The 18,685-nt window shown below is 75.1% G+C and carries 18 protein-coding genes; 9 read left to right on the top strand and 9 right to left on the bottom strand.

The genetic code is table 11. The features are described from left to right. Positions 1-5 precede the first annotated feature (5 nt). Positions 6-1,382 carry a histidine-type phosphatase gene (locus tag ACZ58X_RS11405; protein WP_470333439.1) on the top strand — a complete coding sequence of 459 codons (1,377 nt, stop codon included), beginning with the start codon at positions 6-8 and terminating at the stop codon, positions 1,380-1,382. A gap of 72 nt (positions 1,383-1,454) precedes the next feature. On the opposite strand, the gene ACZ58X_RS11400 is transcribed toward ACZ58X_RS11405, so the two are convergent. Beyond that, positions 1,455-2,780, bottom strand: coding sequence for a DUF4190 domain-containing protein (locus ACZ58X_RS11400; RefSeq protein ID WP_470333438.1), 1,326 nt, complete (start codon positions 2,778-2,780; stop codon positions 1,455-1,457). A 433-nt stretch (positions 2,781-3,213) separates the two neighbouring features. Between ACZ58X_RS11400 and ACZ58X_RS11395 the strand changes: the two genes are divergently transcribed. Next, positions 3,214-4,326, top strand: a complete 1,113-nt coding sequence (locus tag ACZ58X_RS11395) for an ABC transporter substrate-binding protein (protein WP_470333437.1) — start codon at positions 3,214-3,216, stop codon at positions 4,324-4,326. Positions 4,327-4,374: 48 nt separating this feature from the next. On the opposite strand, the gene ACZ58X_RS11390 is transcribed toward ACZ58X_RS11395, so the two are convergent. Beyond that, entirely contained in the window at positions 4,375-5,661 is a 1,287-nt protein-coding gene (locus tag ACZ58X_RS11390; protein ID WP_470333436.1) for an acetylxylan esterase family protein, read from the bottom strand. Between the two features lie 163 nt (positions 5,662-5,824). Between ACZ58X_RS11390 and ACZ58X_RS11385 the strand changes: the two genes are divergently transcribed. Then, entirely contained in the window at positions 5,825-6,415 is a 591-nt protein-coding gene (locus ACZ58X_RS11385; protein WP_470333435.1) for a DinB family protein, read from the top strand. Between the two features lie 74 nt (positions 6,416-6,489). Here ACZ58X_RS11385 and ACZ58X_RS11380 read toward each other — a convergent pair whose 3' ends face one another. Next, a complete protein-coding gene (locus ACZ58X_RS11380) occupies positions 6,490-6,990 on the bottom strand; it encodes a hypothetical protein (RefSeq protein WP_470333434.1) in 501 nt (166 codons plus the stop codon). A gap of 237 nt (positions 6,991-7,227) precedes the next feature. On the opposite strand from ACZ58X_RS11380, the gene ACZ58X_RS11375 reads away from it, so the two are divergent. After that, complete coding sequence (locus ACZ58X_RS11375) at positions 7,228-7,671, top strand: hypothetical protein (protein ID WP_470333433.1); 444 nt, start codon at positions 7,228-7,230, stop codon at positions 7,669-7,671. 123 nt (positions 7,672-7,794) lie between these two features. Here ACZ58X_RS11375 and ACZ58X_RS11370 read toward each other — a convergent pair whose 3' ends face one another. Further along, the gene (locus tag ACZ58X_RS11370) at positions 7,795-8,235 is read right to left on the bottom strand and encodes a VOC family protein (protein WP_470333432.1); all 441 of its coding nucleotides are present in this window, start codon (positions 8,233-8,235) and stop codon (positions 7,795-7,797) included. Between the two features lie 185 nt (positions 8,236-8,420). Between ACZ58X_RS11370 and ACZ58X_RS11365 the strand changes: the two genes are divergently transcribed. The 3 genes from ACZ58X_RS11365 (at position 8,421) to ACZ58X_RS11355 (ending at position 12,124) form a co-directional block, all read left to right on the top strand. Further along, a complete protein-coding gene (locus ACZ58X_RS11365; RefSeq protein WP_470333431.1) occupies positions 8,421-10,031 on the top strand; it encodes an alpha/beta fold hydrolase in 1,611 nt (536 codons plus the stop codon). A 72-nt stretch (positions 10,032-10,103) separates the two neighbouring features. Beyond that, entirely contained in the window at positions 10,104-10,805 is a 702-nt protein-coding gene (locus ACZ58X_RS11360; protein ID WP_470333430.1) for a response regulator transcription factor, read from the top strand. Then, complete coding sequence (locus ACZ58X_RS11355; protein WP_470333429.1) at positions 10,805-12,124, top strand: sensor histidine kinase; 1,320 nt, start codon at positions 10,805-10,807, stop codon at positions 12,122-12,124. Before ACZ58X_RS11360 ends, ACZ58X_RS11355 begins: the two co-directional genes overlap by 1 nt. Before the next feature lie 4 nt (positions 12,125-12,128). Here the strand turns inward: ACZ58X_RS11355 and ACZ58X_RS11350 are convergent, their stop codons facing one another. The 5 genes from ACZ58X_RS11350 to ACZ58X_RS11330 form a co-directional block, all read right to left on the bottom strand. Continuing rightward, on the bottom strand, positions 12,129-12,737 hold the full coding sequence (locus ACZ58X_RS11350; RefSeq protein WP_380408233.1) for a response regulator: 609 nt from the start codon (positions 12,735-12,737) through the stop codon (positions 12,129-12,131). After that, the gene (locus ACZ58X_RS11345) at positions 12,734-13,933 is read right to left on the bottom strand and encodes a sensor histidine kinase (protein WP_470333428.1); all 1,200 of its coding nucleotides are present in this window, start codon (positions 13,931-13,933) and stop codon (positions 12,734-12,736) included. The genes ACZ58X_RS11350 and ACZ58X_RS11345 overlap by 4 nt, the downstream gene beginning before the upstream one ends. 39 nt (positions 13,934-13,972) lie before the next feature. After that, entirely contained in the window at positions 13,973-14,386 is a 414-nt protein-coding gene (locus tag ACZ58X_RS11340; RefSeq protein ID WP_470333427.1) for a hypothetical protein, read from the bottom strand. An 83-nt stretch (positions 14,387-14,469) separates the two neighbouring features. Continuing rightward, positions 14,470-15,129, bottom strand: a complete 660-nt coding sequence (locus ACZ58X_RS11335; protein WP_470333426.1) for a GNAT family N-acetyltransferase — start codon at positions 15,127-15,129, stop codon at positions 14,470-14,472. Further along, on the bottom strand, positions 15,113-16,048 hold the full coding sequence (locus tag ACZ58X_RS11330; RefSeq protein ID WP_470333425.1) for a class I SAM-dependent methyltransferase: 936 nt from the start codon (positions 16,046-16,048) through the stop codon (positions 15,113-15,115). The genes ACZ58X_RS11335 and ACZ58X_RS11330 overlap by 17 nt, the downstream gene beginning before the upstream one ends. Positions 16,049-16,496: 448 nt before the next feature. On the opposite strand from ACZ58X_RS11330, the gene ACZ58X_RS11325 reads away from it, so the two are divergent. Beyond that, a complete protein-coding gene (locus ACZ58X_RS11325) occupies positions 16,497-18,242 on the top strand; it encodes a sensor histidine kinase (protein ID WP_470333424.1) in 1,746 nt (581 codons plus the stop codon). A 17-nt stretch (positions 18,243-18,259) separates the two neighbouring features. Then, a complete protein-coding gene (locus ACZ58X_RS11320) occupies positions 18,260-18,646 on the top strand; it encodes a roadblock/LC7 domain-containing protein (RefSeq protein ID WP_188307139.1) in 387 nt (128 codons plus the stop codon). Positions 18,647-18,685: the final 39 nt, after the last annotated feature.

Raw genomic sequence — 18,685 nt, 5'->3', positions numbered from 1 at the left:
CCCCCGTGAAGCGCACCCCCGCCCTCTCCGCCGCCCTGGCCCTCACCCTGGCCGTCGGCGTCCTGTCCACCGCGGGCACGGCGTCCGCCCACGACCACCCCGGGGCCGACGCCGACGCCGCCCGGCACGGCCGCTACGGGACCAAGACCCCCTACCGGCCGCAGGGCGATCCGGACCGCTACCAGCAACCCCCGCGCGGCTTCCGCCCGGTCTTCACCGAGAACGTCGCCCGCCACGGCTCCCGGGCCATGACCGGCAGCGAGGACGGCGACGCCGTGCTCGCCCTCCTCGCCACGGCGGAACAGCAGGACGCCCTCACCGACCTCGGGGCCCGACTCGCCCCGCAGGTGCGGTCGTTGCTGACCGCCGCCACCACCGTCGGCTACGGCAACCTCTCAGCCCTGGGCGCCCGGGAGCACCGGCAGACGGCGCTGCGCCTGGAGCAGCGGCTGCCGTCCCTGTTCCGGACCATCGTCACCGACCGGGAGCCCGTCGTGGTGGAGACCTCCGGCGTCCCGCGCGCGGTGGCCAGCGCCGACGCCTTCACCGCGGGCCTGACCGCCGGCGACCCCGACCTGACCGGCCTGATCGAGGCCCCGGTCACCGACAAGGACCTGCTGTACTTCCACAAGCAGCCGCAGAACGCCGACTACCGCGCGTACCTGGCGAACGACCCCGACCTGGCCGCCGTCCTCGCCCGGAACGAGGCCGATCCGCGCACCGCCGAAGCGGCCCGGCACGCCCTCTCCCGACTGTTCCGGGCGGACTTCGTCACGGCGCTGCCCGTCGACGAGCAGGTCTCCTCCGCCCGCTCGCTGTACGAGCTCTACAGCGCGGCGCCCGATCTCACCGTGGAGGCGCCCTCGGTCGACCTCTCCCGCTTCCTGACCGCCCACGACGCCCGCTGGCTGGGCTACCTCGACGACGCGGAGGAGTTCTACCAGAAGGGCCCCGCGTTCAGCGGACGCACCATCACCTACCGGATGGCCGGCGTCCTCCTCGACGACCTGCTCGCCCAGGCCGGGGCCAGGGCCGACGGCAGCAGCCACACCGGCGCGGTGCTGCGCTTCACCCACGCCGAGGAAATCGAGCCGCTCGCCGCCCTGATGGGCCTGCCCGGCAGCACCGAGGGCGCCGACCCCGAGCAGCCCTACAGCTACCGGAACAACCCGTGGCGCGGCGCCGAGGTCGTGCCGATGGCCGCGAACATCCAGTGGGACCTCTACGAGAACGCGCCCTCCGACGGTGGCCCGGCCGATCACCTGGTCCGGATGCTGTACAACGAGGAGGAGATCGCCTTCAAGCCCTCCTGCCGGCCGATCGCCGAGGGCAGCCACTACTACCGGCTGGACGAGCTCCGGCGCTGCCTCGCACACGACTGACCCCCGGCCCCGCAGGTCGGGGGTCGGGGGTCGGGGCGTGCCCAGAGACGGGAGCCGGAGCCTGGGCCTGGGTCAGTTCGGCGAGCCGGTCCAGGTGACGGACTTCATGCCCTGCCCGCTGCCGTAGTAGGTGAACTGGACGGAGAACGGGTCGGCCGCGGCGTTCGGCAGCGCGTACGCGGAGACTCCGGTGGCCTCCGCGCCCGGAGCCAGCGAGTTGCCGATGAACTTCATCCGGCCGCTGCCGTCGATCAGCGAGGTGACCAGGCCCCCGTTGGCGTCCTTGACGGTGGGCAGCCCCGATCCGACGAGCGAGACGTCCTTGGAGCCGGTGTTGGTGACGGTGATCCGCACCTGGATAATCGTGCTGTTCTTCGGCGCGGGGAACACGGTCTCGTCCGGGACGTACGGCGCCGGCGCGGCCATCGTGACCTTCAACCCGTCGGCATAGGTGTAGGACTGACCGAAGCCCAGGTGCCGGGCCTTCTCGTCGGCGGCCCTCGCCTGCTGCTCCTCCTCGAACTTCTTCTTCGCGGCGTCGAGCCGCTCCTTGGCCTTCGCCGCCCGGTCGGCGGCGGCCCGGTCATCGGCCTCGGAGCGGAGCCGGGCGGCGCGCGCGTCGGCCTTCTCGTCCTCCTGCACGGAGTGCAGCGCCACCGCGAAGACCACCCCGCCGCCGACCGAGAACAACAGGCCCGTGACACCCAGGATGACGCCCGCCAGGGCCACCCCCCGGTTGGTCGCCTCGCCCTTGCGCACGTACCCCAGGCCGATGATGCCGAAGATCAGCGCGAGCAGGGCCGGCAGCCAGGACAGCCAGAACAGCACGACGACCAGGCCGAGCACGGTGCCGACGATGCCGAGCACCATGCCCGCGATGCCCAGGCCGTTGCGGGGCTGGGGCGGGACCACCGGGTACCCCTGCCAGTAGGGCGCGGCCGGGTACGCACCGGGAGCACCCGGGGCACCGGGCGGAGCCGGGGCCGGGTACGCAGCGGAGGCGGGGGCCGGGGCCGGGGCCGGAGGCGCGAACGGCGACGCGCCTCCCACGGCGGCGGCACCGACCGGCACGGGCGCGGCAGGCGCGGCGTCGGCGGGCGCGGGCTCCGCGGCGGAGCCCTGGGCCTCGGCCTGCTCCGGAGCATCGGACTTGGACTCGGACTCGGCGTCAGCGGGCACGGGCACAGGCGCAGGCACGGGCGCCGCGGCCTTGGTGAGCGAGACGGCGTCGGCTTCGACCTCGGCGGGCGCGGGCTCCGCGGCGGAGCCCTGCGCCTCGCCCTGCGCGTCGGCCTGCTCCGGAGCCTCGCCCTGCCCCGAGGTCAGCGGCGTCCCCGGGTCGGCGTCGGCGGGCGCCGCCCCCGGCTGCGGGCTGTCGGGCGGGACAGGAACGGTCATACGGGATCCTTCGGGAACGTCGGGACGGTGAGCGGCTTTCCGCCCCGGGCCGAGGTCCCCTCCGCAGTTCCCCCCGCACCGACGGCCCGACCTCCGCGATGCGCGCACCGGTCCGGGCCGGACCCGGGCGTCGGCATCCCGGTGGGGAGCGCGGCAGGGTCGGCGACTGATCAACATACAGGTGCCCGGTGACAGCCCCGACACCGCGGGTGCCGTCATCGCCCAGGGCCGGCCGCCGTCCTTCGTCTGCGACTGACCACGGCCGGTTCCGCGCAGGTTCGGCGAAGCGCGCTGCGGCGAAAACCGCTTGCCCGCCACCCCCGGGGCCGGGTGCAATGTCCGGCATGATCACGCAGGTGTGCCTCCCGGCCCCGCCGGTCGGCGGGCCGGGCCGCGGCCTGTCATCGGACCGTCAGGCGGGAGGCGCCAGGCCATGAGTACGCCCCCTTCGTCAGCCGGTCCGGAGCGGGTCGACGGTCCGCCGGTGCCGATCGGCGCCCTCGTCCCGCTGAGCCGCCCGGGGTGGGTCGAGGCGGGTCGGCACCTGCTCGCCGGGCTGGAGGCGGCCGTGCGGGACGTCAACGACGCGGGCGGGATCGCCGGCCGTCCGCTGGAGCTGCTGGTCCGGGACACGGCGGCCGATCCGCAGCGGGCCGCTGCGGCGGTGGAGGAGCTGGCGGGCCTGGGTGTGGTGGCCGTGGCCGGGGAGTACCACAGTGTGGTCGCCCGGGCGGTGGCCGCGCGGGCGGACGCGCTCGGTGTGCCGTACCTCTGCTCCTCGGCCGTCCTGGACGCGCTCACCGACGGGCCGTCGGACCGGGTCGCCCGGCTCTGCCCGGCACAGTCGCACGGCTGGCGGATCTATGCGGACTTCCTCCTCGACGCGGGCCACCACCGGATCGCCGTGGCGGCCCAGCAGAGCGTCTACTGGGCCGCCGGGGCCCGGATCCTGCGCGAGCACCTGGCTCCGCACGGCGGCACCGTGGTCGAGCTGGACGCCGGCGCGCTCTCCCCGGTCGAGCTGTGCGGGGAGCTCGCCCGGCACGGCGCGACGGCCCTGTTGCTGCTGGTCGGCCACCCCGAGCCGGCCGTGCCGATCGTCCGGGCCGTCCGCCGTGACCGGCGCCTCGCCGGGGTCCTGATCGGTGCCCCGGCCGGGCAGCCGGAGTTCCCCCAGTGGCGGGCGCTGCTGAGTGACGAGGGCGCGGCAGTCCCGTTCCTGCGCTACCTGCCCGAGCGGTTGGGCGCCACGGGCGAGCGCATCGCGGCGGCCGTGCGGGAGCGGCTGGGCGAGGCACCGTCCTTCGTGGCCTTCGAGGGCTACGACGCCGTCACCGTCCTCGCCGAGGTGCTGCGTTCCGCCGGCGCGGACCGGGAGCGCGTCGCCGCGGCCTGGCCGCGGGTCGACGTCGAGGGCACCCGGGGGCGGATCCGCTTCACCCGGGTGCCCGGCACCGACGTGTGGCAGTGGGCGTGGCCGCCGGTCCAGGTGGTCGACCGGGATCCGGCGGCGCCCGGCCGCTTCCGGGTCCTGCGCTCCGGCTGAGCGGGCGTCGACCGTGCCGCGGTCGGCCGTGCCACGGCCTGCGCCCGCTCAGTCGAGGGCGGTGAACCAGCGCACGATGTCGGCCGTGGCGGCCACGTTGGAGCCCAGGTGGCGGGAGCCCGCGAAGTCCGGGGTGCCGAGGTCGACGACCTCCGGGTCCGTGCCGTGCGCGCGCAGCGCGGCCGCGCAGTGGTCGGTGTTGGCGTCGGCGGCCTGCTCGTCGGCCTCGGCCGCGTAGAGCCGGACGGGGGCGCGCGGCGCCCAGTCGCAGGTGCCGTCGGCCACCCGGAGCGCCGCGGCGAAGCGGCCGGTCGGGTGGCGCAGCATCGCGAGGGCGCGCGGGGTGAGCAGTTCGCCGATGGTGCCGGGCGTGCCGGCGAACAGCTCCGGGCCGGTGTGCGAGCCGTCGAACAGCGCCTCGACGGTGCGGTCGTACGGTGCCCGGAACACCTCGCCCGGGGAGTCGTACAGGTGGTGCAACCGGTTCCAGGCGACGAGCAGGTACGCGGCGTACAGCGCGCTCGACTTGGGCTCCAGGGAGCCGTCGAGCAGGGCCGGCAGTTCGGCCTCCCGGAAGGCGTAGCCGCCGCTGACCGGGGCGAGGGCGCGGAGCCGGAACCAGCGGTCGTCGCCGGCCTGGAGGGCGTGGGCGAGGCCCAGCGCCGCCGAGGCGCCCTGGGAGAAGCCGGTGACCAGGACGTCGTGGCCCAGTGTCCGGCCGGTGCGCGGGGCGAAGGCGCGGGCCGCCCGGAGCATGTCCAGGGAAGCGGAGGTCTCGGACGGGACGTCCATCCAGGGGTGGGTGCCCGGTCCGGTGCCCAGGCCGAGGTAGTCCGGGGCGACGGCGGCGAACCCGGCGGAGGCGTAGGTGAGGGCGGGCGAGGTCACGAACCCCGGCTCGGCCGTGGTGGAGGGGGCGTCGCCGCGGTAGCTCGCGGTGCCGTGGGTGAACGAGACCGTCCGCAGCTCGTGTTGGCCACCACGCGGGAGCGCCAGCAGGCCGCTGGCGGTGGTCGGCCGCCCCTGCGGGTCGACGGTCCGGTACTCCAGGCGGTACGTGTCCACGCCGTAGCGGACGGCGCCCGCGTCGTACTTGGCGGTGGTCAGGGCGGTGGCGACGGCCTCCTTGCCGTCGAGGGTGCCGGTCAGCTGGGCGGAGACCAGCCGGCCGCGGTCGCCGTGGTCCGACCGGTCCGGCCGGTCCGCCGGGGCCGCCGATGCGACCCCTGCCGTCACGGGCGTGGTGGCCAGGGCAGCCAGCGCGGCCAGCGCCGGCGCGGTGCCGGTCCGGAGTCGGACGGAGCGTGATCTGCCCTTCGGGCGTAGGGAGTTCATGCCGCGACGGTACGGTCGGTCGCCCTCGAACCGCAGTCCGGCCAGCGGGTGGATCCGTCCTGGGGTTGTCCCCACCCCGGATTGCGAGCGGCGGCCCGGGAGTCGTTGCGGACCGCCTACGGGATCTTGAGACCACGAGCAACCCATGGCAGGCTCATACCGCATGATCGATGATTTCGCCAAGGACAACCTGCACGCGAGACTGCGTCGGGACCGCGAGGCGCTGCTCTGGAAACTCGACGGCTTGTCCGCATACGACGCCCGCCGACCTCTGACAGCGACCGGGACCAACCTCCTCGGCCTGGTCAAACACGTGGCCACTGTCGAGGCCAGGTACTTCGGCGAGGTCTTCGATCGCCCTTCCCCGGAACCGCTGCCCCGGTGGCAGGCATACGACGGCAGCGATCTGTGGGCGACCGAGGACGAGACCCGCGATCAGATCATCGGGTTCTACCGGCGCACGTGGGAACACTCGGACGCGACGATCGACGAGCTTCCCCTCGACGCCCCCGGCCACGTGCCGTGGTGGCCGGAGCCCTACTCCCACACGAACCTGTTCGCCGTCCTGGTCCATGTCCTCGGCGAGTCCAACCGGCATGCCGGGCACGCCGACATCCTGCGCGAAGGCCTCGACGGCCGGACCGGGTTGCGTCCCGAACACGAGAAGCACATCGACGAGGAGGCCCGTGCGGCCTACCGCGCGAAGATCGAGCAGGTCGCCAGGTCGGGCGAACGCAGCGCGGTCGCCGGGTGAACCGACCGCGGCGGCCGTCAGGCCGCCGAGGTCATCGTGCACGCGGTGGCGGTTTCCTGCGCACTGCTCCCTGCTCAGGGTGTCGCGTGGGCCTCGGCGGCAGCCGGACAGTTGTGGCGGTGGGGCTGGGGTCCCGCGATGTTGAGGATCGGGTCTTCTCCATCGGGGATGTCGAAAACGAAGACGACACCGGAGGAGGTGGCCTGGATGGCGCACTGGTCGTCGAAGGTCAGGGGCGTGTAGGGCTGCCAGGCGCAGCCGGCGTGGTCGAGAGCCGCGATCACGTCCGCGTACTTCGGGTGGCCGGGGAACGTCTGCGCGGCGACCAGGCCAGCAGGGAGCTCGACGACGTCCCGCCAGGTCTGGAGGCAGATCAGGATGATCTTCTGGCAGCGGCAGACGCTGAGCTCAAGGTCGCCGAGGGCGAGCAGACGCGGCCAGGTTCGCGGCTTCCCGCCGACCGCCTCGAAGGGCTCGCCGAGCGCCTCGGTCACCGCGTTCCAGTCTGCGCCGTTCGCGACGGGACCCAGCCGTCCCGAGCGGGCAAGTTCCGTCAGGACGTCGAGTAGCTCCATGGGGCGGAAGCCTGTCATCTGCCGGGATGGACTGTCCAACGGCATCGCGGTCACGCCACGGCCCGGCGGCGGGCGGCGGTCCGACGGATCGTTTTCGGTCAGTTGTGAAGATCCTGCGATCCTGATCTATCAGGGAACTGATCACCGCCGCTAGGGTGCGGCGCAGCCTCGCACTTCCCCCCTCCCCGCGCCGCCCCTGACAGCGGCGCGAGGACGACCGATCGGACCGGTGACGCCGTGATCAGGACCCTCCGCCAGCTGACCACCCGCCTGGGACGGGCGGCCGCCGCGGTCGCCGTGCTCGCCGCCGCCTTCACCGGCACCGCGGCGACCGGCACCGCCTCCGCCACCGGCGGCTGGAGCTGCTCCGGCGCGCCCGTGCCCAGCGGCTACGTCATCACCATGTACAACGCCGGCGGCTGCAACAACCACGGCGCCTGGTTCCAGCAGCCCGCCCAGAACCGCCTGTGGACCTGCTCCGGCTCGCCGATCGTCTCCGGCTACGTGCTGACCAACTACAACCCGCAGGGCTGCAGCGGCGTCGGCGCCTGGTTCCACGAGCAGGTCCGCAACGGCATCTGGACCTGCCCGTACTCGCCGATCCCGGCCGGCTACCGCAGCACCACGTACGACGCCCGCGGCTGCAACGGCCTCGGCGCCTGGCTCACCATCAAGGCCTGACCCGCCCCGACGCGCTGCGGGCCGGGCCGATCACCGACCCGGCCCGCAGCGTTCCCCGGCTCGGCCCGCGCTCCCCGGCCCGGCCCGCGAGACTCCCCCGTCGGGCCCGCAGCGCCTCGCGGCTCAGCCCGTGGCCGGGCCGGCCGCCACGCAGAACTCGTTGCCCTCCGGGTCGGCCATCACCACGTGGTGCCCGTCGGCCTCCGCCAGCACCCGCCCGCCCGCCGCCACCAGCCGGGCGGCCTCCGCGGTGATCAGGGTCCAGCGCTCGGCCGGACTGCCGTGGCCCGGCACCCGGATGTCGATGTGCAGCCGGTTCTTCGCCCGCTTCGGCTCGGGCACCCGGAGGATGGACAGCCGGGGACCGACCCCCTGCGGGTCGCAGAGCCAGGCGCCGTCGTCCGCCGGGTCGTCCTCCGGCAGGTCGAACTGTGCGAGCCACTCCGCGCGCGTCCGGAACGGGGGTGGCGGCGGCTCGTCCACGTACCCCAGGGCCGTCCGCCAGAACGCGGCGAGGAGCTGCGCGTCCGCGCAGTCGAGGGTCAGATCGATCCGGGCTGCCATGAGCAGGACCGTACCGCGCCGCTCCGACATCCGCGTCCGGGCCTGCGCCCGGACCCGCCTCCCGGCCCGTTCGGCACGGCCGGTGAGAGTTCTTACCCGCCTTTGTCATCGCTCTGCCGAACGCCTGACGAGCCCCCGGCAAGGTCGTTCCCACACCGACCGCAGGACGCCAGGAAGGCACCGCGATGACCGCGAACACCCACACCACCCCGACCGCCCCGAGCGCCGCGACGGCCACGACAGCCATGACGGCCACCACCACGCCGACCCGGGCCCGCCGGGGCGGCCTGGCCGCCGCCGCGCTGGCCGTCCTCGCGACGGCGCTCCCGCTCAGCACCCTCTCCTCCCCCGCCCAGGCGGCGCCCGCGGGCGCCGAGGGCAGGCCCACCTGGTGCCCGACCGTCCCCGGACACCGGGTCGACTGCACCACGATGCGCCGCCCGCTGGTCGCCGACGAGCCCGGCCTGGGCACCATCGGCGTCAGCTACGCCGTGGTGCGCCACACCCGCCCCGGCGCGGCCCTGGGCACCATCGCCCTCAACCCGGGCGGCCCCGGCGAGACCATGATCGACCGCGCCGGACAGGTCAGCACCGCGCTCCAGGGGGTGCTGGACGACTACGACCTGCTGCTGCTGGACCCGCGCGGCACCGGCCGCTCCGGCCGACTGCCCTGCGACGTCACCGAGGCCGAGTACCGCTGGGCCCCGCGGGCCGACCAGCGCGAGCTGGTCGCCGACTGCGCCGAGGCGCTCGGCCCGCGCGCCCGCGCCTACACCAGCGCCGCCACCGCCGACGACATCGACGCGGCCCGCGAGCGCCTGGGCGCCCCCAAGCTGGTCCTGTACGGCCTGTCGTACGGCACCTACCTGATGCCGGTCTACGCCGACCGCCACCCCGGGCGGGTCGACAAGATGGTGCTGTCCGGCGCCTACCCCCTCGCCTTCGACTCGCTGGCACGCCCCGGCGCCCAGCAGGTGTCCCTGACGCTGCGCCGGATCTGCGAGCGCAGCGGCTCCTGCGACCCGGACACCGTGGTGCACGACCTCGCCGCCGTCACCGAGCGGCTGCGCAACCGCCCGCTCAAGGTGACCGCCACGGTCGAGGGCCGCAAGCGCACTGTGGCGTTCACCGAGGACAAGCTCGCCGACCTGATGTACGAGCCCGCCACCCGCGGCATCGGCCTGCACCCGGGCGAGCCCGGCCTGCTCGGCGCCCTGCCCGCCGCCCTGCACGCCCTCGCCGCCGGTGACGAGGCGCCGCTGACCGCCCTGGTGCGCGGCCAGATCGAGGGCACCGGCACCGAGGACCAGGCCTCCTTCCTGGCCGTCACCTGCAACGACTACGCCCGCGCCTGGGACCACGACGCCCCGGTCGCGGAGCGCCGCCGCCAGTACCGCGCCGCCCTGGCCGCCACCGACCCCGCCGACTTCGGCGCGTTCAGCGCCAAGGGCTGGGCCGAGGGCCAGACCGACGGCGGGGACAACTGCCTGAACTGGCCGCGCCGGGGCACCGCCCGCCCGCAGCCGACCGACCTCGGGAACGTGCCCGACGTCCCCGTCCTGGTGCTCTCCGGGGACCTCGACACCAACACCCCCGAGGTCAACTCCCGACTCGCCGCAGCCCAGTTCGAGCACAGCGCGTTCGTCTCGGTGCCCAACAGCGGACACGTCCCGGAGATGGAGTCCACCGGCTGCACCCTGGAGATCGCCGGCCGCTTCATCCGCACCGGCGAGGTCGGCGACACCTCCTGCGTGGCGGGCGTCCCGCCGGTGCCGGTCGTCCCCGTCCCGCGCTGACCCGGCACCGGGCCACCCACCGACCGCCCCCCGGCCGCCATGACCACGTCCGCCACCAGCGAAGATGACGCCATGACAGATCCCACCGCCGCCCGGCGCACCGTCCTGGTCGTCGAGGACGACCCCGGCGTCCGCAACACCCTCGACCACCTGCTCCGCTTCGAGGGCTACCGGGTGCTCACCACTGCCGACGGCCAGGAGGCCCTGGAGCTCCTGGAACACCGGCGCCCCGACCTCGCGGTGGTGGACGTGGTCATGCCCCGGCTCGACGGCCTCGCCCTGTGCCGGATGCTGCGCCGGCGCGGCGACCGGCTGCCCGTCCTGGTCCTCACCGCCCGCCACCAGCTCGGCGACCGCGTCGCCGGGCTGGACGCGGGCGCCGACGACTACCTCGCCAAGCCCTTCGCCACCGAGGAACTGCTGGCCCGGATACGCGCCCTGCTGCGCCGCACCGAGCCGATCGGCGCCGAGAGCGCCGACCTCGGCCTGGACGACCTCGCCCTGGACCCGGCCGCCCGCCGGGCCCACCGCGGCGGCCGTCCGCTCGACCTCACCAAGACCGAGTTCGACCTGCTGGAACTGCTGCTGCGCAACCAGGGCACCGTGCTGACCAGGCAGCAGATCTACGAGCGGATCTGGGGCTACGACTTCGACACCGACTCGCGCTCGCTCGACGTCTACGTCGGCTACCTGCGCCGCAAGACCGAGGAACACGGCGCACCCCGGCTGATCCACACCGTGCGCAACGTCGGCTACACCGCCCGGACCGCCTGATGCTGCGCGCCAGGATCGGCCTGGTCGTCCTCGCCTCCGTCCTGCTCGCGATCGCCGTGCCGGTCGTCGCCGCCTACCGCGGCGTCACCACCCTGGTCGCCGACCAGCTCGACCGGAGCCTGGCGGACCGGGCCGACACCGTGCTCGCCGCCGTGGACCTCGACCGCGTCCCGATCACCCGGCCCGACACCGTCGAACAGCTGCTGGCCCCCGACGGCACCGCCCGCCCGCTCACCCCGGGCGCGGCGGCGCTGCCGGTCTCCGACCGGGCCCGCGAGGTGGCCCGCACCGGGCAGGGCTCCCACCAGGAGGACATCGAGATCGACGGCACCCCGTACGGCCTGCTCACCAAGGCCCGTTCCGACGGGCGGGGCGCGGTGACGGTCGGCCAGACCTACGCCGGGGTGACGGCCGTCGACGAGGCCTTCCTGCTCCGGATCACCTGGACCAGTGTCGCCGCCGCGGTCTGCTCGGCGCTGCTCAGCTGGCTCGTGCTGGGCCGCCTCCTGCGCCCGGTGCGGCGGCTGGCCCACGCCGCCGAACACATCACCACCACCCGCGACCTGACCACCCCGCTGCCCGCCGCCGGGCGCGACGAGGTCGGCCGCCTCACCCGGGCCTTCGACGCGATGGTGGGCGCGCTGCGCCGCTCCCGGGAGCAGCAGCAGCGCCTGGTGCAGGACGCCAGCCACGAGCTGCGCACCCCGCTGACCTCGGTGCGCGGCTGCGCCGAGCTCCTCCAGCGGGCCCGCGGCCGGCTCGCCCCCGAGGACGAGGAGCAGATCCTCGGCACGCTGGTCACCGAGACCGTCGCGCTGGACGAACTCGTGCGCGAGCTCGTCGAGTTGGCCACCGACCAGTGGACCGCGGAGGACCCGGAGCCGGTCGACCTGCCGGCCGCCGCCGAGGACAGCGCCCGCCGCTTCCGCCGCCGCACCGGCCGGGAGATCGCCGTCACGGCGGACGGGCCGGTGCCGGTGCTGGCCCGCCCGCGCGCGCTCCAGCGCTGCGTGGACAACCTGGTCGGCAACGCCGTCAAGTTCAGCCCGGACGGCACCCCGGTGGAGATCCGTGTCACCGGCAGCCGGCTGGCCGTGCGCGACCAGGGTCCGGGCATCGCCCCGGGCGACCGGCAGGCCGTGTTCGAGCGCTTCTACCGCGCGGCCGGCACCCAGTCCACCCCGGGCTCGGGGCTGGGCCTGGCCATCGTGCACGACCTGGTCGCCGCCGACCACGGTTCGGTGTTCGCCGCCGCCGCCCCCTCCGGCGGCGCCGAGGTCGGCTTCCGGCTGCCACCGGCGCCGGAGCCTGCCGGGTGAACGGCTACAGCCAGCCGCGTTCGTCGGCGGTGCGCAGGGCCTCGGTGCGGTTGCGGGTGCCGGTCTTGGCGATGGCCGAGGAGAAGTAGTTCCGGACGGTCCCCTCGGAGAGGTAGAGCTTCCCGGCGATCTCGGCGACTCCGGCGCCGGAGCGGGTGGCGTTGAGGACGTCGCGTTCGCGGGCGGTGAGCGGGGAGGTGCCGGCCGCGAGGGTGGCGGCGGCGAGTTCCGGGTCGACCACCCGCTCGCCCACCGCGACCCGGCGCACGGCGTCGGCCAGCACCTCCGCCGGGGCGTCCTTCACCACGAAGCCGAGCGCGCCCGCCTCCATCGCCCGGCGCAGGTAGCCGGCCCGGCCGAAGGTGGTGAGGATGACCACCCGGCAACCGGGCACCTCCTGGGCGAGCACGGCGGCCGCCGCCAGGCCGTCCAGTCCGGGCATCTCGATGTCCAGCAGGGCGACGTCCGGCCGGTGCTCGCGGGCGGCCTCGACGACCTGGTCACCGCGTCCGACGGCGGCGACCACCTCGAAGTCGTCCTCCAGGTCCAGCAGGGCGCGCAGCGCGGTGCGGACCAGCTCCTGGTCCTCGGCGAGCAGCAGGCGGATCGTCATGACGTCCCTTCGGAGCGGGTGTCGGGCGGCCGGACGGTGACCAGCAGGCGCCACCCGTGCGGGTCGAGCGGGCCGGCCTCGACCGTACCGCCCGCCGCGGCGACGCGTTCGCGCAGCCCGGTCAGTCCCTTGCCGCTGCCGACCAGCCCGGCGCCGGGGCCGTCCGCCCCGCCCCGGCCGTCGTCGCGGATCTCCACCGAGGTGGCGGTCAGCAGCACCGAGCAGCGGGCGGCGCGGGCGTGCCGGACGACGTTGGTGAGGCCCTCCCTCAGCACCCAGCCGAAGAGTTCGCGCTGGTCCGGCCCGACCGCGTCGGCCGCCGAGGGCAGGTCGGCCACCACCCCGGCGGCGCGCAGCAGTTCGCGGCCGCGGGCGAGTTCGCCCGCCACGGTGACCTCGCGGTAGCCGGAGACGGCGGCCCGCACGTCGGCCAGGGCCTGGCGGGAGAGCGTCTCCACGGCGGTCATCTCCGCCACCGCCCGGTCCACGTCCTTGACCGCCAGCCGTTGGGCCAGCCGGGACTTGACGGTGATCGCGGTGAGCGAGTGGCCGAGCAGGTCGTGCAGGTCCCGGGCGATCCGGTTGCGTTCCGCCTCGGAGGCGAGCCGGGCGACCTCGGCCCGGGCGGCCACCAGCGCTTGGTTGGTGGCCGCGATCTCGGTGAAGGCGCCGCAGGTCAGCGAGGTGAACAGCAGGGCGAGCGCCTGGAATCCGCCGGGCCCGGTGTGCCAGGCGGGCACCGCCCAGGGCAGCAGCAGCGCGGCGAGGGTGCCGCCGACCACCACGGGGACGGTGTGCTTGTGCCACAGCACGGCGACCGCGGAGACGACCACGGTGGCCAGGAAGAAGGCGTCCGCGTGGGCGGAGGGCAGCGCGGCCAGGAACAGCGCGGTCATCGCGGCCAGCAGCACCCTGATCCACCGCGTCCGCTGCGCCCCGGCGGGGCGCCCGGTGATGAGCGCGAGCAGCACGTAGCAGAGGCTGAACGCGACCACGACGGCGTACCCGGCGACCGCCGCCGCCCCGCTGACGTTGCCGCTGACGGCCACCGCGGTCAGCGCCGGGAAGACCAGCATCCCGGCGCCCAGCAGTATCCGCCGCAGGCCGCCCGCCCAGCGGTGGGCGGGGGCCGGCGCGCCCTCCCGGTCGAGGTCGGTCGCCCCGCCCGTCGCCCCGTCGGTCATTGCGGCGGTCATTGCGGCGGTCACCCGGTCGGTCACCCTTGCGTCCCTTCCTCAGGGCCGGGCGAACAGCGTGCGCAGCTGCCGTCCGTTGAGCGTCATGGCCACCCCGGCGAGGGCGAGGCCGCACAGGCCCTGTTCGATCTTCATCCAGACCGGGAAGACGCCCGGCACCGCGATGATCGCAGCAATCGCGACCAGCATGACGCCGGAGATGATCCGCAGCCGCCGGAAGGCGCCGCGGGAGCCGCGGGCCGCCCGGACGGTGAGCAGCAGGGTGACGGCGGCGCCGATCAGGACGATGGTGCCGCGCACCCACACGGCCGGGGTGATCAGGTCGGTGCGGGAGCGCAGCGCGAGGGCGGCCAGCATGGTGAGCGCGCTGAGGCCGAGGTAGACGAGCACGAAGTGCCGTACGGTGCGGAAGGCCCGACGGGTGTCGGGGTGGTGCAGGTCGGTGGTGGTCATGGCTTCATCGTGGCCGCCGGCCAGGGCTGGTCGGCAGTGTGCTGCCACACCGCCGGACCGTGACATTTGTCAGCCCCCGCCGGTCAGCCGCTCGCCGCCGGGCGCGGTCGGCCGCCGTCCCTCGCCGCCCCGAGCGGGCGGTCACCGTCCGGCACCGCCTCGAGCGGTCGGATCATGTGCAGCTTGGCGACCGGCCGCCCGTCCACCAGTACGGCGGCGGGCTCCCGGCCCCACACCCGGAAGCCGCAGGCGGTGTAGAGCCGCAGCGCCGGTTCGTTGCCCTCCGAGACGGTGAGCAGCACCTGCCGCAGCAGCCCGTCCTCGGCGGCCACCGCGAGCACCCCGTCGACCAGCGCCCGGCCGATGCCGCGCCCGCCGGCCGGCCGAGCCACCGCCATGCCGTACAGGGTGGCCTTGTGGCGTTCCTGGCCGCGCCGTCCGACCCGCAGTCCGGCGGTGCCGCGCAGGGTGCCGTCCGGGTCGAAGGCGCCGAGCAGGGCGCCCGGGCCCCGCTCGGCGTCGGCGAGGCGGGCGAGGGTGGCGGCGATCGGCCGGTCCCGCTCCTCGGCGTGGGAGGAGGTGAAGGCGGTGGGCGTCTCGCGCAGGGCGGTGAGCCGGAGGGCCCGGTACGGTTCGGCGTCCGCGACGCCGAGGCGGCGGACGGTGACGGGCGGGTGCGCGGCCACGTTTCCGGCCACGGGTTCGGCCGTGCTCCCGGCCCCGGGCTCAGCCGAGGCGGACACGGGTGCACCTGGTCAGGTACGGCACGGCGATCTCGTCCCGGCCGGCCAGTTCGGGGTGGGTGGCGAGCAGCTGCTCGACCTCGGCCAGCAGCCGGGCGCGGTCGGCCTCGGGCAGGGCGATGACGTAGCTGCGGGAGGCGACCATGTCGAGCACGCCGGCCGGGGTGGTGGGGTGCTCCCAGCGGATCTCCAGCCGCTCGGGGGTGCCGAAGGGGGCCGGCAGGTCCGGTGCGGTGTCGAGCCGCTGACGGTCCGCGCGGTGCATCAGGGCGCCGAGTTCGGCGGCCCACGGCTCGGTCTCGTCCCGGACGTTCCAGATCAGGGCGAGGGTCCCGCCGGGGGCGAGCACCCGGGCGATCTCCGGGACGGCCGCGGCCCGGTCGAACCAGTGCCAGGCCTGGGCGACCACGACCGCGTCCACGCTGGCGTCGGGCAGCGGGATGCGTTCGGCCGAGCCGGCCCGTACGGCGGCCTTCGGCACGGCGGCGGCGAGCCGGTCGCGCATCTGGGGGTCGGGTTCGACCGCGACCACGTCCAGCCCGGCCTCGACCAGCATCCGGGTCAGCTTGCCGGTGCCGGCGCCCAGGTCGAGCACCCGCCGGGCCTCGCGGGGCACCGCGGAGCCGATCAGGGCCTGCGGGTAGCCGGGCCGGCCGTGCTGGTAGGCGGTGGCCGCGAGGCCGAAGGAGCGGGCGCGCAGCCGGCCGGCCCAGCGGCGGGTGGCGCCCTGGCGGGTCATCCCGCAGGCCCGGCCGATCTCCTCCCAGGTCGCCTGCCGGCCGCGCCGCAGCTCCTCGACCAGGTCCGTGCGCCGTTCCTCCAGTGCCCCGATCGTCTCCGAGAGCCGGTGCAGGCCGTCCAGCCCGCCACCTGCGGCCACCTGGGCCGCCACCCGCCGTCCGGGGTCGATGTCGTCCATGGCCCCGCACTGTAGGGGCGGGTTGCCGGGGTCGTCAACAGTCATTGCTGGCGCGGGCAACAGTTGTTGCGCCACGCCGGGGCGTCCCCCGGAGGAGTGATCACCGACCCCCGCGAGCCGGGCCTAGCACGAACTCACCGCTGATCGTGGCGACTTGGGCTGGAAACCCTTCACATGGGCGAATCCCGGCCGGGTTGCCGGTGCGCGGGCGGCCGGGCGAGAAGCCTGGTGACGGGCGGTGGCCGACCGGACTGCGACAGGTGTGCGAGATGTCGGTCATGTCCGGCAAGTTGTCACAAGTCGGTTGACGGACAGTATTTTTGAGTTTCGGTCAGGATTGTCCTGAACTTGGCTATGCTGCAGCACCACGCCTCCGGAGCCGGTCGTCGCCCGACCCCGTTCGTTCCCCACTGTTCCGACTTCTGTTCCGATCGTTTGAGGATGCCGAATGCTTCGAGCTGGTACGTCACCCACCAGACGGCGCCCCGCGCCCCTGCTCGGCTGGATACTGCCCACCGCCGTGATGGCTGCGGCGGTCGCGGTCGCCGCGGTGGTGGTGTCGGCCGGAGCCCGGGCCCAGGTGCTGTGGTGCGGGGCGACGGCCACCGTGCTGGTCGCCGTGGTGGCCGCCGAGTCCGCCCGCCGCGGGCGGGCCCTCGCCGAGCTGCGGGACGAACACACCCGGCGCGTCGAGGAGTTGCACCGCAAGCTGGCCGGGCAGGAGGACGAGATCGAGCGGATGGCCGCCGGCGAACTGCGCCGGCTCGTCGGCGGCGCCCGGTACGGCTCCTCCATCGACGTGCTGCTCCAGCCCTTCCAGCGCCCCAACCCGCTGCTGTCACGGAAGTTCCGCGCCTCGCTGGAGCAGGTGGTGCGCGGCATCGCCCAGGCCGTCGACGACGAGGTCAGCCGGCGCGACTCCGCCGAGCGCGCCTTCGTCAACCTGGCCCGCCGGGTCCAGGCGATCATCCACCGCCAGGCCAAGGATCTGCGGGAGATGGAGGACCGGCACGGCAACGACCCGGCGGTCTTCGACGACCTGCTGCGCCTCGACCACGGCAACGCCCTGGTCGGCCGGCTCGCCGACTCCATCGCCGTGCTCTCCGGCGCCCGGCCCGGCCGCCAGTGGACCCGGCCGATCGCCCTCTACAGCGTGCTGCGCGGCGGGATGTCCCGGATCCTCGAGTACCAGCGGGTCGACCTCCACCCGGTCACCCAGATCTCGGTCACCGGACCGGCCGTCGAACCCCTGATCCACGCCGTGGCCGAACTGCTCGACAACGCCACCCGCTACTCCCCGCCGCACACCCACGTCCACCTGAGCGCCTCCGAGGTGCAGAGCGGGATAGCGATCGAGGTCGAGGACGGCGGCCTCGGACTCACCGACGAGGCCCGCGCCCGGGCCGAGCGCTCGATGCGCGAGGCCATGGTGTCCAAGGACTTCGACGACCTCACCGAGTCCCCCCGGCTGGGCTTCGCCATCCTCGGGCGGCTCTGCCAGGCGTACGGCTTCCAGGTGTCGCTGCGCCGCTCCGCGTACGGCGGCGTGCGCGCGGTGCTGGTGGTGCCGCAGGAGCTGCTCACCACCGCTCCCCCGACCGGGCGGGCGCACGGCATCGGCGCCTTCTCCGGGCCGCGGCCGCTCCCGGCCAACCCGCCCCGGCACGCGGCCCCCGCCCGGACCTGGGGCGCCCGGACCGCCCCGGCCGGTGCCGGGTCGCCCGGTGCCGGATCGTCCGCCGGCGGGCCGGGGCACCCGGTCCTGGGCACCGCCGCCGAACCGGCGCGGTCCGCCGGCATCGGGCCGTCCTTCGGCGCCACCACCCCCTGGGGACCGCCCCCCGCCGCGGCCGGGGACGACGAGGTGATCGTCACCGAGCGCACCGCCAACGGCCTGCCCCAGCGCCGCCGCAGCCGCCCCACCGGCCGGGCCGCCTTCGCCACGCCCCCGCGCGGCACCGCCCAGCCCAACGGCCCCACCGCCGGGCCCGCCGCCGGTCCGGCCGCCGGACCCGCCGCCCAGGCGCCCCGCCCCAAGAAGGAGCCCGGCCTGTGGCTGGAGGCCTTCATGGAGGGCTACAAGGGCACCGGCGGCACCAAGGACGCCACCCCGGGCAACGCCCCGGGCACCACCCCGCAGCACCGCGCCGGACAGACCGGTACCGAAGAGACGGCAGCGAAAGGCGAGCAGTGATTCCGCACCGCAGCAACATGGACTGGATCCTCAACGACCTCGCACACAGCGTCCCGTACGTGCGCCACGTCATCGTGCTCTCCGCCGACGGCCTGCGGATCGCCCAGTACGGCGCCGACCCGGACACCGCCGACCGGCTGGCCGCCGCCTGCGCCGGACTGCAGAGCCTCGCCGCCGCCGTCGGGCACGAGTTCCCGCACGGCAACGGCGCGATGAAGCTGGTCGTCATCGAGGTGGACGGCGGCTACTTCTACCTGATGTCGGCCGGCGACCGCGCCTACCTCGCGGTGCTCGCCGACGAGGGCGTGGACGCCGGGCTGGTCAGCCACCAGATGCGCGACCTGGTCGACCGGATCGGCGAGCACCTCTCCACCCCGCCGCGCAACCCGGAGGCGGTCGCGTGAGCCGCCGCACCGCGGCCCGCATCCCGACCCGCACCGCCG

The sequence above is a fragment of the Kitasatospora sp. NPDC040550 genome (assembly GCF_055594965.1).
This window is presented reverse-complemented; position numbering and strand designations above follow the sequence as displayed.